Origin of the sequence: Paenibacillus sp. FSL L8-0435 (assembly GCF_037965655.1) — a bacterium.
Classification (GTDB): Bacteria; Bacillota; Bacilli; order Paenibacillales; family Paenibacillaceae; genus Paenibacillus.
In genome coordinates this window covers 2554222-2569078 of record NZ_CP150185.1, presented here as the reverse complement: position 1 = coordinate 2569078, position 14857 = coordinate 2554222, and the positions used below count along the sequence as shown (strand labels likewise).

The 14857-nt window shown below is 40.3% G+C and carries 24 protein-coding genes; 3 read left to right on the top strand and 21 right to left on the bottom strand.

Annotated elements, in window-relative coordinates; translation table 11 throughout:
* The first annotated feature begins 4 nt into the window (after nt 1–4).
* Together NST33_RS11810 and NST33_RS11805 are read left to right on the top strand one after the other, a co-directional pair.
* Entirely contained in the window at nt 5–1594 is a 1590-nt protein-coding gene (locus NST33_RS11810; RefSeq protein ID WP_313771521.1) for a response regulator, read from the top strand.
* The gene (locus NST33_RS11805) at nt 1587–2552 is read left to right on the top strand and encodes a substrate-binding domain-containing protein (protein WP_339307961.1); all 966 of its coding nucleotides are present in this window, start codon (nt 1587–1589) and stop codon (nt 2550–2552) included. The genes NST33_RS11810 and NST33_RS11805 overlap by 8 nt, the downstream gene beginning before the upstream one ends.
* 134 nt (nt 2553–2686) lie before the next feature.
* Here NST33_RS11805 and NST33_RS11800 read toward each other — a convergent pair whose 3' ends face one another.
* From NST33_RS11800 to NST33_RS11770, 7 genes are all read right to left on the bottom strand, one after another.
* Complete coding sequence (locus tag NST33_RS11800) at nt 2687–3211, bottom strand: GNAT family protein (RefSeq protein ID WP_339307959.1); 525 nt, start codon at nt 3209–3211, stop codon at nt 2687–2689.
* A gap of 37 nt (nt 3212–3248) precedes the next feature.
* The gene (locus tag NST33_RS11795) at nt 3249–3572 is read right to left on the bottom strand and encodes a hypothetical protein (protein ID WP_339307957.1); all 324 of its coding nucleotides are present in this window, start codon (nt 3570–3572) and stop codon (nt 3249–3251) included.
* Between the two features lie 45 nt (nt 3573–3617).
* A complete protein-coding gene (locus NST33_RS11790) occupies nt 3618–4064 on the bottom strand; it encodes a GNAT family N-acetyltransferase (protein WP_339307955.1) in 447 nt (148 codons plus the stop codon).
* A gap of 183 nt (nt 4065–4247) precedes the next feature.
* Nucleotides 4248–4769, bottom strand: coding sequence for a hypothetical protein (locus NST33_RS11785; RefSeq protein WP_339307953.1), 522 nt, complete (start codon nt 4767–4769; stop codon nt 4248–4250).
* A 127-nt stretch (nt 4770–4896) separates the two neighbouring features.
* Nucleotides 4897–5187 (bottom strand): hypothetical protein, encoded by a 291-nt coding sequence (locus NST33_RS11780; RefSeq protein ID WP_339307951.1) that lies wholly within the window; start codon nt 5185–5187, stop codon nt 4897–4899.
* Between the two features lie 34 nt (nt 5188–5221).
* Nucleotides 5222–5974 carry a methyltransferase domain-containing protein gene (locus NST33_RS11775; protein ID WP_339307949.1) on the bottom strand — a complete coding sequence of 251 codons (753 nt, stop codon included), beginning with the start codon at nt 5972–5974 and terminating at the stop codon, nt 5222–5224.
* 66 nt (nt 5975–6040) lie between these two features.
* Nucleotides 6041–6211 (bottom strand): hypothetical protein, encoded by a 171-nt coding sequence (locus tag NST33_RS11770; RefSeq protein ID WP_339307947.1) that lies wholly within the window; start codon nt 6209–6211, stop codon nt 6041–6043.
* Between the two features lie 157 nt (nt 6212–6368).
* Here NST33_RS11770 and NST33_RS11765 point away from each other — a divergent pair, with 157 nt between their 5' ends.
* Nucleotides 6369–6818, top strand: coding sequence for a DUF1569 domain-containing protein (locus NST33_RS11765; protein ID WP_339307945.1), 450 nt, complete (start codon nt 6369–6371; stop codon nt 6816–6818).
* A 39-nt stretch (nt 6819–6857) separates the two neighbouring features.
* Here NST33_RS11765 and NST33_RS11760 read toward each other — a convergent pair whose 3' ends face one another.
* From NST33_RS11760 to NST33_RS11695, 14 genes are all read right to left on the bottom strand, one after another.
* Nucleotides 6858–7439: an HAD-IA family hydrolase gene (locus tag NST33_RS11760; protein WP_339307943.1), complete on the bottom strand. Its 582-nt coding sequence runs from the start codon at nt 7437–7439 to the stop codon at nt 6858–6860.
* A 45-nt stretch (nt 7440–7484) separates the two neighbouring features.
* Nucleotides 7485–7619: a hypothetical protein gene (locus tag NST33_RS11755; RefSeq protein WP_260633027.1), complete on the bottom strand. Its 135-nt coding sequence runs from the start codon at nt 7617–7619 to the stop codon at nt 7485–7487.
* 12 nt (nt 7620–7631) lie between these two features.
* Nucleotides 7632–8111, bottom strand: a complete 480-nt coding sequence (locus tag NST33_RS11750; protein ID WP_339307941.1) for a DinB family protein — start codon at nt 8109–8111, stop codon at nt 7632–7634.
* Nucleotides 8112–8146: 35 nt separating this feature from the next.
* Nucleotides 8147–8935, bottom strand: a complete 789-nt coding sequence (locus tag NST33_RS11745; RefSeq protein ID WP_339307939.1) for an AAC(3) family N-acetyltransferase — start codon at nt 8933–8935, stop codon at nt 8147–8149.
* An 84-nt stretch (nt 8936–9019) separates the two neighbouring features.
* Nucleotides 9020–9559 carry an AAA family ATPase gene (locus NST33_RS11740; RefSeq protein WP_221825142.1) on the bottom strand — a complete coding sequence of 180 codons (540 nt, stop codon included), beginning with the start codon at nt 9557–9559 and terminating at the stop codon, nt 9020–9022.
* Nucleotides 9560–9612: 53 nt separating this feature from the next.
* Entirely contained in the window at nt 9613–10095 is a 483-nt protein-coding gene (locus tag NST33_RS11735) for a DinB family protein (protein WP_221825143.1), read from the bottom strand.
* A gap of 31 nt (nt 10096–10126) precedes the next feature.
* The gene (locus tag NST33_RS11730; protein WP_221825144.1) at nt 10127–10783 is read right to left on the bottom strand and encodes a DUF4367 domain-containing protein; all 657 of its coding nucleotides are present in this window, start codon (nt 10781–10783) and stop codon (nt 10127–10129) included.
* 42 nt (nt 10784–10825) lie between these two features.
* On the bottom strand, nt 10826–11380 hold the full coding sequence (locus tag NST33_RS11725) for a helicase (RefSeq protein WP_221825145.1): 555 nt from the start codon (nt 11378–11380) through the stop codon (nt 10826–10828).
* A 182-nt stretch (nt 11381–11562) separates the two neighbouring features.
* The gene (locus NST33_RS11720; protein WP_221825146.1) at nt 11563–12090 is read right to left on the bottom strand and encodes a YfiT family bacillithiol transferase; all 528 of its coding nucleotides are present in this window, start codon (nt 12088–12090) and stop codon (nt 11563–11565) included.
* Between the two features lie 300 nt (nt 12091–12390).
* Entirely contained in the window at nt 12391–12792 is a 402-nt protein-coding gene (locus NST33_RS11715) for an NUDIX hydrolase (RefSeq protein WP_221825147.1), read from the bottom strand.
* Between the two features lie 53 nt (nt 12793–12845).
* Nucleotides 12846–13055, bottom strand: a complete 210-nt coding sequence (locus tag NST33_RS11710; protein WP_339307936.1) for a hypothetical protein — start codon at nt 13053–13055, stop codon at nt 12846–12848.
* A 305-nt stretch (nt 13056–13360) separates the two neighbouring features.
* The gene (locus tag NST33_RS11705) at nt 13361–13885 is read right to left on the bottom strand and encodes a DNA topology modulation protein FlaR (protein WP_221825149.1); all 525 of its coding nucleotides are present in this window, start codon (nt 13883–13885) and stop codon (nt 13361–13363) included.
* A gap of 199 nt (nt 13886–14084) precedes the next feature.
* Complete coding sequence (locus tag NST33_RS11700; RefSeq protein WP_079346583.1) at nt 14085–14288, bottom strand: helix-turn-helix transcriptional regulator; 204 nt, start codon at nt 14286–14288, stop codon at nt 14085–14087.
* Nucleotides 14289–14390: 102 nt separating this feature from the next.
* Nucleotides 14391–14792 carry a GNAT family N-acetyltransferase gene (locus tag NST33_RS11695; RefSeq protein WP_076249971.1) on the bottom strand — a complete coding sequence of 134 codons (402 nt, stop codon included), beginning with the start codon at nt 14790–14792 and terminating at the stop codon, nt 14391–14393.
* Nucleotides 14793–14857: the final 65 nt, after the last annotated feature.

The window sequence follows — 14857 nt, the reverse complement described above, 5'->3', positions numbered from 1 at the left end:
AAAGGTGATGATTGTGGATGACGAAATTGGAATTCGGGAGAATATACGCAGCTGCATTGATTGGGAAAAGGAAGGTTTTCACTATTGCGGGGATGCACCCGACGGCGAACTTGCGTTACCACTAATTCATGAATGGGCTCCGGATATTCTGATTACAGATATCAAAATGCCATTTATGAACGGATTGGAACTGACCTCCATTGTTCGCACTCAACAACCTGATATCAAAATCATTATTATGAGTGGTCATGATGAATTCAGCTATGCCCAGGAGGCAATCCGACTTGGTGTGATCGAGTACTGTCTAAAGCCCATTAGCGCAGCAGAGCTAATCCAAATGCTTCATAAGGTCAGCAAACAAATGGATGAAGAACATCAACGTATGACAAACCGGACGATCACCAAAGAAAAACTGCTAGCCGATCTGTGCGGAGGACTCATCGGTACAACCGATGCGATTGAATCAGCCAAACAACTCTCACTTCCTCTCTCGGCCAGGTATTATACAATTGTCATTATCGATGTTCGATTAACAGATGATTCCCGGGACCCGGAATCCCTGATGAAGAAGCTGCTTCCCATACTGGAGGAAACTCGCGATCCCCACGTTGAACTTCTTCCTTATATTCGAAGCCGGACCGAGTTGGTGCTCCTGCTCAAGTATCACTCCGATGACAGCATATCCGTCTATCTCGAGCAGCTTCGCGGGCGGGTTCGTATGGAACTTGAGCATACGTTCAAATGTAATATTATTCTGGGCATTGGCAGTCAGCAGGAACGTCTGCAAGGAATTCACGTCTCTTATCTGGAAGCGGAGGAGGATAAATATATTAATCGACTCACTCTTCAGAACAGAGCTTCTCTACATGAAATTAACCTGGATGAGCAAACGACTCTTTTTCTTGACAGGAATTCGTTTCTTGAATTTCTCAAAATCGGCACCCCCAACCTGCGTGACCATTTTGTGCAGGAGTTTGCCGCTCCTTTACAGTCCTTCGACTGGAAGTCCTCCTCGTATGGCTTCTATCTGTTGAATGATCTTACGCTGGAGTCTTTTCGGCTCGCGAATCAGTTGTTCCGCATGAGTGACCATTCGGATGAGAACATTACTTCCCTGCAACAGACGATTCGGAAGATTACGTGCTGGGAGGATTGCACCCAATACCTCTGTTCCCTCCTTAACCTGTTATGGCAGAGAAGAGCAGCGTGCTCCGGAAAATACAGTGATGTCATTGATCAGGTGAAAGCTTATGTATCCCGTGAATACAATAACGAACAGGTCTCGTTGAAGATGATTTCTGCACACGTCAGAATCAGTCCAAGTCATCTAAGCAAGATTTTCAGTCAGGAAACCGGTCAAACGATAACGGAGCATCTAACCCAGATTCGAATCGGTAAAGCCAAGGAGCTGTTGAAAACAACCAGTAACAAAACCTTTGAAATTGCTTACAAAGTCGGTTACAACGATTCTCACTATTTTTCTAATATATTCAAGAAAACAACAGGTTTTACGCCAAGAGAATATCGAACTCAAGGAACCGAGGAATCGCAGGCCAGACCATCAGATATGAGAAAAGAGTCCATGTATGAATAAAGCCAGATTTGCACTTTTACTTACACTAATACTTCTGTTCCCGATGATCATTTCATCCGGTTCGGCACACATTCGCCCACAGCAGATGGCTGCAACACTTCCTGCGACTTCACCTGTAGAGAAATCTGCAGCGAGCAAAACTTTCGGTATTATCTATCCAATGACGTATCCAACCTATGAGATGATCACGAAGGATGCAACGGAGTATGCAGGGAAACACAATATTACATTAATTGTAAACGCCCCTGATGAAGCCAATACCGAACAACAGATCCGTATCATGGAGAATATGATCAAACAACATGTGGACGGGATAGCTATATCTCCTGTGGATGCTGCTGCACTTACACCCGTTATTGATGCAGCCCAAGCTGCAGGTATTCCTGTCATTACATTTGAGTCAGATGTCCCATCCAGTCATCGAATCGCTTATGTGGGCGCCGATAACTATCGCACTGGCCAGCAGTTCGCGATGACGACTACAAGACTTCTGCATAATCAAGGCATGATTCTTGTCGAGAATGGTTTGGAGGAGATGCAAGGTTTGCAGCAGCGGCTTAATGGATTCATTGATTATATCCGCAGTGAAACAGACATCGAAATCTTGGAAGTTCGTTATCATCAAGGGAATGAAGATCAAGCCATGTCCGATATGGAGAACATGATTCAAGCTCACCCTCACTTCAATGCGATTATCGGGCTCGATTTTGTTTCTGTCTCTGCCTCTACCCTGATCTGGAAAGCAAAAGGCCTTAACCGGCATTTAATTGCGTTCGGTGATAGCCCGACCAGTGAAAACGGGTTGCTCAACGGTCAATTGTCTGCCGTTATTTCGCAGAATGAAGGAGTCTGGGGTGCCAAAATGATGGAGACCCTGTTACTCACTAGCGACGGTGTGCCTGTGGAGGAATTTATTGATACGGGGATCATTGAAATAAACAAGGAAGGTAGTAATTAAGGGAGGTCCTACTGTCATTCTGATGACAGTAGGACCTCCCCTTTTAAATTTTCGTACACGTAGTTATTACATCCGTTCATGGAAGTGTTTCTCAAGAAAGATGACTCTCAAGTATGATGATCCTTTTTGAGAAGTCATTTTTTCCATTCGTTTTCTAATATGCTCATCTCGATAAGATTCCAGAAGGTATCTTCGTATCTTCTCGCATCACGAATAAGTCCTTCTTGTACAAAGCCCGCTTTTTCATAACATCCGATGGCTGAGACATTAAAATCAAATACGCCCAGACTGATCCGGTGTAACTTCTCCTCTTCAAATCCAATGCGAAGTGCCTCATCGATCATTTGCTTCCCATAACCTTTACCTTGGTATGGCTTGCCAACAAGCACCTTACCGATACGTCCTGAACGATTATATCGATCGATACCGCCAAGAGCAATATGGCCTACAATCTCCTGAGTTGATTCATCCATCACTTTATAAATGAACTTATTTGAAGTGTTCTTATCATTGGCACCCTGCAAATAATCCGACAGCTGCTCTCTGGAAAGTGGATAATGGAACTGAGGGCCGGCCCACTGGAGCAAAAATGCTTCATCCCCACTCCATTCGATCAGTTGTTCAAAATCTTCCGGTTCAAAGTATTGGAATGTAATCATGTATACCGCCCCTTCTTTTTTTATGTCATATCATATCCTATTTCAGTTCTCTTGTATCGTCATAGTTACGAGTTTCATCAAACGCTTTGTTTCTTATATTCATTTCACGAATGTAGTTTCGGACAACATTCATTGTACTAATCAAACAGATAACTCCACCCAAAATGCATATCGCGCCTATCCAATAATTCAGCTCAAAATTTACTTGATAATCAGTCGGAGTATAACTGCCAGCTGCTGCTGACTGGAATGCTGCATACCCCAGCTTGGGAATCACCTCTTCAATCATTTTCGAGATCGTAATAATCACAATTCCTAACATGATAAAGAGTAATGAGAAAATAATGTGTACACGCTTCAAAGACAAGCTACCTCCTTTACAATCCACATCGCGTGTGTTTTGGCACTACTTGCATCTTAGAAGCCGAACGACTTCGCCATCAATCAATCCCTCACTTACGCTGTGAAAACCAAGTGATTCATACAGATTTCCGGCGATACCATTTTCCGGCCTGTGTCCAATCATGATGCGTTTGCAATTCAGCGATTCTTTCATTAGATCAATCAACTTCCTAAGCGCTTCTCTTCCATAACCTCTGCCCTGATATTTTGTATCTACCATTAAAGCAAGAAGCCAGTAGTTATCCTCATGATCCGGCTTATCTGAGTATACAGCAAATCCAACCAGATCCGAATCAAAATAGATGGCCATGGGTTGAAAGTCTTCCACTACTTTGGATTCAGCAATCCAATATACAACTGGCGCGGGAAAACTTTTTTTCTGTTCTTCCGTTACATTCAGTTGAGTACATGCATACCAATTATCCACCAATACACGTTTTAAATGAATCATATATTGAAATTCCTCCTCGTGAAAATTACACAGAGGAATCCCTCCGAACCCTTCCTTGGGGGTCCTCTGCGCTAGACAAAAACACCTCTTGAACTTCATTTCTTCTACTCGGATTTGTAATGTTTCTCATATCACATCACTCCTCTCACGTTGTTGTGCAGGCCTCTTGCGACTTAAATCACCTCATGCTAAACCTTTGATTTCTGATAATTTAGGAGTATGTTTCACAAGGTCCGCTATTTCATAAGATGCATTATCTGCTAATGCATCTTTAACTGTCTCAGCCCCTCTTGTCTTCCAGATCGAATATATCCATTTGGAAAAGCCATGTGCCTTCATGTGGTGACCACGTTCCTCTATCTGCATAAACAATTTCACACTTTCCTCATACTTTTCGATATCCGTTAAAATACATGCCAAATTGTTTAACGCAATGTTGATATCTCTCTGCGAATTTCTGGAGACATTAAAATCCTCCCAGCTGCCGACCACTTTATCTTTTCTTGAAATCCGTAGTGCTCCATCATTCATTTCATCAATCCAGTCCATCGTTTCGTTTACAAGAGCTTCGACGCCCGCCAAATCCCCGGCATGATACAGATAGACCAGACGCTGTTTGTTGTATGTAATTCGGGCAAAAAGAATATTGGACCATGTCTCATCTTCTTGTATAAGCTGGTTCATATTTTCAAGCACACTGTCCATTTCACTGTATCTCTCCAAAACCCAAAGCGAACCACCCAAAGCCCGATGGCTCTCGAATCGAACACCTCGGTTGGTATCCAACTTCGGAGCATGATCGCAAGCATATTGGTACCAGTCCATCCAATGATCAAAGTAGTTCCCCAGAGATAATGACAACGCTTGTGTCGAATCCGAAACGATCCAGTGTAACTGCTCCGGGGCGAGATTTTTCTTTTCCCCATTTGAAGAATTCCTGGTGATTGGCATAAAGCGGTTCCGGCTCTCTTAACAAGGCATAACCATCTGAAATATTCCAGTAGACCCAGCCCTGTTCATGGACAGACAATTTTCTGGATTGTTCGTAGTTTTTCAGTAACTCAATCATACCCTGATGATCCCCTCGAACTACTAATTCCTGAAAAGAATGAACGATATTCATTTCCATCCTCCGTCCCTAATTAGTTTCAACCCAGCTATGTCAATGGCTTCGTGCCGCAAGCTGTAATGAAATTCATCATGGCATAGGCTTCCGGCGAATGATTTATCGCTTCAGAAGCGTGTTGCAGCTGAGCAAATTCCTCCGAACTGATCACACCTTTTTCAGCAAAATGTACAAAACGATTAAGATTAAACTGCTGCTTAAAGCCTTCTATGCCTAACAGATCACTATGTTGAAGGACGGAATCAATGTCAACATTGATGTATCCGCTCTCAGAAAGGAGACGCGGCAGACTTCTACCAATTAAACGGTTACCGCCGTGTTGTGCCACATAGTCCGAAATTTTCATTAATACCGTATGCAAAGCAGGAACATCAGGATTCACTGCTCCAAAAACGCCGTCATCCACATCAATAATGGCAAGACGGCCGCCAGGCTTCAGTACACGATATATCTCTTTTGCAGCTTCGTTTGGATTGTTCAAGTGAAGAAAGATCAGTCTTGCCACGACAAAATCAAAAGAATCATCAGGCAGATCCATCTGGTAGATGGAAGACTCTACAAATTGTAATCGTGTGGAAGGAATATCTTTCAGCCGTTCTTTGGCTTGTGCTTGCAGTGAATGATCAATCTCAAGTGAGGTAAGCTCGCTGTCCGGCAGACTGTTCAATAATTGCTCTGTAATGTAACCTGGTCCGCTTCCAACCTCCAATACACGGATTCCATTTTTCAAACCATACCATTCTAGATTTCGGAACTCTTTGGACCACCCCATTATCGCCTGCATCTTTAACCTCTCTAATTCCTCTTGTAAACTTAAAACTGCCGTTTGGATACTGTATGTTGAACATCCTTATGATTCAATTGTTCCCCTGTGGCTTGTCCCACAACCAATCTCAAGAATGGAATCCTCTTTATTAAGATTCAGGTATGTAAAAATATCATCAAACATTTCACTCGGATAGACGGGTCTATATCGTTCATATTCATCTGCTACGAGATTAAACGTTTCCTTATTTTCCAAGTTCGCATCCTCCGATTTCAATTGTGGTTTTCCTATAATACATTGACTAAACTTACCATATCTTATTATTCTTGATAGTAAGAGGATAAACCTTTCAATAAGAGAATGATGATAGTTTAAGTTCAAATTTTATATCCTAGAGGACTGAGGTGTTCTTGTGAAAAGCATATTTGATACGATCAATGCTGCTGAAATTACAGAGCGCATGGCTCAACTTAGTGAAAACTCCATCCCTGAATGGGGCACGATGCAGGTCTCTCAAATGCTGGCTCACTGTTCAGCATTTCATGATATTCCCTTAGGAAATGCTTTTCCACCTAGAGGATTACTTGGGAGACTTATAGGACGGTTCGCAAAACCAATGTTTTATAATGACAAGCCCTTGCCCCATAATATGTCTACGATCCCGACAATCATTATTGATGACCAACGACAGTTTATGGCAGAAAAAGAAAAGCTTGAGCAGCAGATTAATATCTTTCAACAAGGTGCTTCAGAAAAATTCTCCCGCCACCCCCATCCCTTCTTCGGAAAATTAACAGCCGAGCAATGGGGTAAAGGCATATACAAGCATTTAGATCATCATCTAAAACAATTTGGAGTTTAGCAGGTAATATTCGGAACTGATTGGTTTCTGGATTACATTCTAAATTAGCAATGACTCAACTTCATTAACCCAATCTCCTTCTTCGTCAGCCAGTAAAGTCCTCCAACCAAGTAGCTTAGCAGAATGTAAATTTTTCTCTTGATCATCTATAAATAGAACCTCTTCTCCAGCTGCCAGGAGGGTTTTGACCCGTTGGTATATCTCAATCTCAGGTTTGCATAAACCCACTTGATTAGAGATGGTTACACTTTTGGTAAATGAGCTTAAACAGCTCAGATTCGGCTCAATCCATTCCTTACAATGATTGCTGAGTAGATGGATATCGGCGGACTCACTCCATCGCTCAAGGTATTGAGCGGCTGGTAAGGGACCGATTGAATTGTATAAGATGTCCTTCGCTCGGCTTATTGATAATTCGGGATACATCTCCTTCAACGATTGCCAGAACTCTTCTTCCCTCATCATTCCTGTCCAGAGCTTTCGTTTGATTCCTGCAAAATGTACTTTCAAAGATTCTGCCGATAGGTTGGTTTCCTCACTCATATCTTTCCAGCACGTCAACGACATATTACTTAACAAAACCCCTGCGATATCTAAAACGATCTGTGGTCTGCCTTTCATTTTATCGACCCCCAAGTTCTAATACAACGTATAACAGGCCTTAAGTTACTTAAAAGCATCATGCGGAAGGACAGCATGCACACCCTTCACGCCATTCACAATTTGGGTGATACGCAGGTCAATTACCGCGCTTCCAAGTGCAATCGCTTCCACTCGATCTAGTCCGTACAACTCACCCATCTGCTTAATCCTTTACGCTTCAAGGTTGGCAAGATATTTCTTCAACGGTTCCATATGATGCTGGTCATGCCATATAAAATCTTTAAGGTATTGGGGAATATAAAATACGTTATCCTCTGCGTCCAAATACGTCTGATGAAGCTGTTCTTCCGATAACCCTCGAATGTCATTCATAATTTTATGGCGGTACGTGATAGCCTTATTTACGATTTCAGACGTCTCAGTGCGGTTACCGTACTCAATAGCTTTGCGATTAAACTCTTCAAAATTCATATGTTTCAACGTAACTGCCTGCTTCAGAGCAATCTTCTCAATCGCTTCTTTGTAAAAATATCGATCCCATAACATCATGTGGTTGACGATGGATTTAATCGTCCACTTCCCTTCTTCCATGCTGGAATTCCAGGTCTTCTCCTTGAGATGATTCATCGTCTTGACAAACAACGCCCATTCTTCAAAAGTTTGAAGCAAATGTTCAATTTCTTTGGTCATGATTACATTTCCCCCTTCTTTCTTTTTGAGATGATTCACTGCTCTCTTCGGTTCCGATTCATCCATCCCAAAGCATAATCAACCATCTCTCTTTGGGGTATCAGATAACTCACAGCTTCCCCTACCATTCCTTCGGTAACAGCGTTAGTTTGGATCTTAAACTCATTAAAAATCAATTCAAAATCATCTGATTCATTGTTAATATCATGGTATGTAGTCCATTGCTCAAGTCCATCCACCAGCATTTTTACTCCCCAGATTTTTTGCTTAACAAATGAATTCTGCTGTTTATATTCAGCCAGGTGCAAGGAGGTGTTACTATTTGTAGGCGCACCAAGTAACAGAATGTATCCACTCAAATCATAGATTTTTCCTAACGGAGATTTCTCATTTAATGCATAATGCAAGTTGTGATCTTCCATTATCCGTTTTGCCTCTTTCCCCCAGGCAGCAAAAGACATGTGCGGATGTGAGCTTCGAAACACACCATCTTGCTTCCGAAACACCTCAGGAATGATACCCATATACGAGGTTGGGGTTAAATCAGGATAATAAATAGGCATATTGTCTTTGATGAACTCAATTTCCGCTGAGGACAGGTTCGCGTCATGCTCTGAAGGTTCACAAAGATGTTCTGTTTGAGTGGGCATGACAATGGTTCCATTGGTTCCAACGGCTTCTTCCAGAGCTAAAATAACACTTACCGGGCCGCCTATAACCTTACCTATTGCTTTGAAGGAGGCATGAACGATTATCGTCATGCCCTTCCTTATCCCCATTGCCTTTAAATCATTAACTACACTTTTTCTTGTTTGTAACTCCATTGAAATCCTCATTTAATCCTCCAGACCAAAGCAGACAAAGTTGTCACTAGATATCGATTCCGCTACAGCTTCGTAATATAATTTTTACATATTTTTCAATGGTTCATGATGGGGCTTGAACAGCGCTGCAATAATCTTCTCTGCACATTCTTCCGGTGTGTTCATACTTGTATCAATCGAATAGCTATAGTTGATGTTTTGGGCCATAATTTGATGTTGCTCATCCGATTGCTCTTCTCTGCGATCACCACGCTCAATGTTACGCTGACGACAGATATCGAGAGGACAGTGCAGTTCAACGATATCCAGTGGATACCCTTCAAAAATCTGTTTGACTTGTTCATAATGCGGCGCGAGCTCCGGTCTTTCCACAAGAATGCCATCAATCAGAACATGCTTTCCATGGTATGAAAATACTTTTGCCGTATGATACATCATTACAATCGCTTCACTCAGATACTTCCAGTAATCCGTCTGAAGATGTTTATCACCAATCGTATTTTCAAATAAATCATTAGCCACAACATAGAAAAACGGATCATCGTATGATTGCATCGCCTCTACAATTGAAGTTTTACCAGAACTGGTTACACCGTTCAAAAATATAATTTTGCCTTTTTCCATGATAGTCATCTTCCTTGCTTAAGTATAATTTTATAAACGTAATACAGCATGTACTACGTGTGTTTCATTGATTTTTTGAGCAGCATGATCTGGCCAATATGATAGGCATTATGAATACATAGATTTGATACAACTCCCCACCATGGCGCGTTGAAATAGGCAGGGATTTCACGGGTCAATTTATGTTCTTCACTATCTTCGAGTGCCCTGTTCCAATCACTAAACACGGTTTTCAGTCTATGTAATGTCTTGCGCCACTCCACATCATTCAGGTTAGACGTATCTATGTCGAATGTATCCTCATTATTCACTGAATTCTGCCCGTTGACCTGTTCGGCAATATATCTCTCAAGCCACTTCTCATTCCAGAAAATAAGATGATTGACGATCGCCCAAATGGAATGCTCTCCCTCATTCTTTACATAAGAGGCTTCCGCCGCATTGAGGTCTGTCAAAATATCATGAAGCGGTATAAACCAGCTCTTGTCATGATAACAAGCGTTTAATTGGTCTATGAGAATAGTTTTGTAACTCATCGTTGCACCTCACTCAGATTAATATCATCATTTATCCGTTCATTGACTTCGCAATCTTCATCACAAGATCTTCTGACATATTTCTGCCAATGATCTCGTATTGCAACGCCTTCCCATGCACATCCTCTTCGATCCATATCAATTGGGAAGTTTCGTTATTGAAAATATAAAATGCTTGGACGCCACGTATGGCTACCTGTTTAACCTTAGTACCATCATGATCAGACAATGCGATCCGGCTCTTTGTTGTCCCGAAAATATTAAGTTTATAACCACCGTATTCTTTATACGTGATGCTGATGCCCACAACCTTCTTATTGGGCTTCAATTCTCGTATCACTACATTTCTGCCTGACCTGTTACTTTCTTCAATCATTTCATCGATTTCTTGCGAAGTTAAATTATCAAATCCATAAAATACATGAATGGCATCTATATCAGAATCAATCGGAAATTTCGGCTGCCATGGAGAGTAATGCCGTTGCAATAGCTCCAGACCATCTTCCCATGGAATGGCTGCATAATTGGTCTGTTGCGTGAATTGATTCTCTATAACATCTGCGGTGTAAATCGCCTTCCCGTCACCAGGCTTTAAGTCAATGACGATTCGGTCAATCGCATGATCATTGCGTAAGGATTCAATTTGAATCTTTCCAAGCACATCTCCGCTTTTGTTTTTGATATCCATTGTTCTTTCACTCCTTTGTTTTCAAAAATACCTTTCTGATCTTCATGCTATAGAAAGCTGAGACCTACAGAAGATAAAACGATCATGAGGACTCCAAATATGCAAATCGTCGGCAAGATATCCTCGTAACCATAACTTGTCGTTTATTCGTCTGAGATAAAAACCTTTTGGAAATTCATTATCCTCCGTAAGGGTTGCAGATGCTATCGTAATGGAGCCGGACGGAGCTTTGTTACCCTCTGAAATATTGGTAGAACATATCTCAGGCTGATCTAAATATTGCATTCTTAGATAAGGACCTAACTCAACCGGACAACATTCCAACCCAAGATCATTTGCTCTTCGAAAGAGCTGAAAAGTCGTAGCACCATCCGAAAATCCAAGTTGTCTGACGGTCAACTCAACCGTTTGCAAGCTTCGCTTTGTACTGGAAACTATAAATCTCTCATCATTTAACAACTGTTCTCCATATTTATTCAATAAAATAGAGTGTTGGTCCAGTTTCTGTATAAGCTGTGGTTTTGTTAATCCGCCAACGTCTACTATTCTTATTTCAACTGCGCAATCAGGGTATACTTTTTCATCTTCAATCAACATCCGTATCCCCCTAATCAAGATTACTTCTATTTGACTTTATATTTAAAACGCAGTCACTCATCTAGTTCTGAATCCGTTTACATACTAATCCTAGGTAATTGATAGCAGCAGCCCAAGGCTCCTCAGAAATTCAATTCACAATTTCCCATTATGTTACCTCCACACTTGAGATGTATAAAACCCTACCACCTCTGCGATGTTATACAAGATTTAATTTGAGCAATATGATGCTGCCCGTGCCATACAAATCTTTGAAGGGCGATATCCAATGAAATTGTACCTAACACTTCTGTTCGGAGTTTTCGTCTAAACTGATCGAGATGTAAACTATACAACAGCGTGAGAAATCGCTTGTGCAGTATCTCCATCAGCAAAATTGAATCTTCGATGGGCGTATTCCTGTAATGATGTAATGATGCCCATAAATCCTCTCGATATGAGCTTGCCATCGGTTCATCCTCAGTTAACGCTCTCTTAAATCTGATATAAGCGTTCATGTCATTGTCCGCAAGGTGGTGCACAATCTGTGTAATCGTCCAACCGCCATCACGATAAGGAGTACAAAGTTGATCATCATTGAGATGTTCTGTAACCTCTCTTATGGTCTTCGTAATTCCGGGAATTTGATCAATGATGTGGATTCTTTCCTCATTAGAGAGTTTAAGATTTGGCTCAAAGTGTCCTATCGGAAAGCGTATATTTTCATCCAAGGTTGACCACCTCTCTCCATTTCTCTACTATAGAACCAAATCATATCCAATATAACCCACAATGTTCCATTTGCGAAGTATAAAAGCAAAAAAGAAGCAACCTTTATTCTCGGGCTGCTCCTTATATTACACTACTCTCATATCTGTATTTGGATTAGAAAACTAGCACAATTAAACCTGAGTTACGAAGGTACAATTATATAAGAAGCGCCCCTATCTTGGGTAGAATGGTGCTTGTCCAGAACATCACCAAGCAAGAGAGGAGCGACTTTAAGGTGGAGTCTACCATAATGAGTGATCTTATTCTGAAAATTCAATCAAAAAAGGATGGCTTTTCTCATCAAGTGCATTATGAATTCTGTCATAGAAATTTCCCCATGTTATCATTTGCCCAACTTCTTCTAAAGTAAAGTAGCCCACCTCTTCACTTTCATCACTGGTAGTTAAAGCTCCACCAATCGGTTTTCCAGTAAATATATTGTTGCATACGCCACGCGTTATGTTCTGATACAAACCACAAAATTTAATTAATTCGATGTCAATTCCTGTTTCCTCTTTCACTTCTCGAACTGCTGCCTGCCTAATAGTCTCTCCTTCTTCAACACAACCTTGAGGCATTTCCCAACCTCTTCGACCTTTCATAAGTAAAATCTCATTATGTTCATTGAGAACGATTACACTTGCAGAAACGATAAATTTCATTCTAATTCCTCCTATGTTGGTTTAAATAACCACTCGTCCTCTAATAGCTATAGCTAAATTCCTAGAACTGAAACATAATCTTTTGTTGTTAATTGCTCTTTAATCCATACAACAAACTCTATGATTAATTCACGAAGTCTCTGAACATTATTGAGAAAATCTTGTTGAAACTCATCTTTAGAACTGCCAAAGAAGAAATATACATGTTCATTTATTAATTCCATTGTTACTTTTTCATCAAGGAGATTAGCAAACGTTTTCAAATCCTCAAGGATCACCTCCCACGTTTTCCGATGTATTTCGTTAAATGCATAATGATCATATCCAGAAAATATATTTTCTATTGATTTCTCTATATAGCCGAATACTTCTTCATCAAAGTAAATTGAGTTCTCATTCCAACATTGCCCTAGGTACTTCCCGGGTAAAACTTCAATTTAACCAGTTCCTTCAAGTTCTTCCCTATCTCTTATTATCTTCATCGTTCACCCTCATTAAATAGTTTCGTCGATTTCACATACTTTTCTGTATATAAGACCCAGCGTATGCTGGGTGTGTGAATGCGGAGTTATGTGATTTCACTGCCTTCATTGAGTAAACTTATCATTTGCCTGTTGGTTTTTAAGATTATCACTTTGTCTTTATAAGGGGACAAGAAACTACAGATTTCTTTCCGATTTGTACTATTGAATTTATGATTCCAAATAAGCATTTCAATTAGTCCTCTTAATGTTTGCTTGTATATAGATCTTTCTGCGCCTATTCTTTGTTTAACAAATCTCATGATAATTCTAAAATGTCGAATCAATACATTAGTGTCTAGGTAATAAATTACATCTGCTCTTGAAAAGCTATCAGAAAGCCATTTATAATATACTCCCTCTACAATCCAACTATCATTATCAATTATTTTATGTAGTAATTTATCTCTCATGTCTGGAGGGTTCTTTCCTGAAAATTCCACTCTACTGCTCCACATGACTGTATCCAGTTCGTAATATTTTATATTTAATTTCTCTGATAAAACTTGACCAAGATATGTTTTCCCGCTACCGGTTGAACCTATAATATGAATTCTTAAAGGTCTAGACATAATTAGCTTCTCCTCTTTAATTTATTGCAGTGATTTCTAATCACCTTCCTGTTTTTATGCAGTTCAACAAACTCGGAGGCGTCTACCATAATATCAACTTCGAAATCCACTTAGCAGACCTAGGCTCCGTTAGGAGCCGTTGCTTTATGTCATACGACGGAATCTCAACTTTGAGTAACCAGCAGATGTTATCATCCCATCATTGATCTGCTATATGCTCCAATAGATCTCCAGGCTGGCATCCCAATGCCGTACATAATTTATCGATTACTTCTAACGATACATACTCATTCGTATTAAGTTTTGCCATCGTTGCCGATGAAATCCCCGTCATTTTCAATAAATCCTGCTTCTTAATCTCCCTGTCAATCAATAATTTTTGAAATGGTTTATAACTTATCATCTGGTATCCCTTCATATCCGAATTCAAGCTTTATATAGGACCTTCTCAAAAACAAATTCATCTATAATCAATTCTCATCTGATCGGAATCTTTACTTCAATGCTATACCATATCTGAAATAAACATGGCTTTAGTTCCTTCTTCTGGCTTAAATCCAAATAATCCATAGAATTTTTCTGCACTATCATAAGATATAAGCACTTTTGTCTTGATATTAGAATATCGACTAAGCATTTGTTCCATCATTCTCTTTCCAATTCCTAATGATTGATATTCTTTGTGTACTAACATGTAATGAAAATATACTGTCATCACGCCGTCAGACAATGCATTTATTAAACCAACTAATTTGTTATCATCCCATGCAGTAATAACCGTATGCGAGTTATTTATTGCTTGTCTAAGATCTTCTGGGAAATCTCCTGATTTCCAGTCCACCGAATGAAACAGTTCTTGAATTGCCTGTGTATCAATGTCTTTTATTTCTTTGAAAATAATTGTCATAATATTGCTCCTATGCTTGTTGTTTTGATTGGTAGTATTGGATAACCGTTCTTATATCCACGATG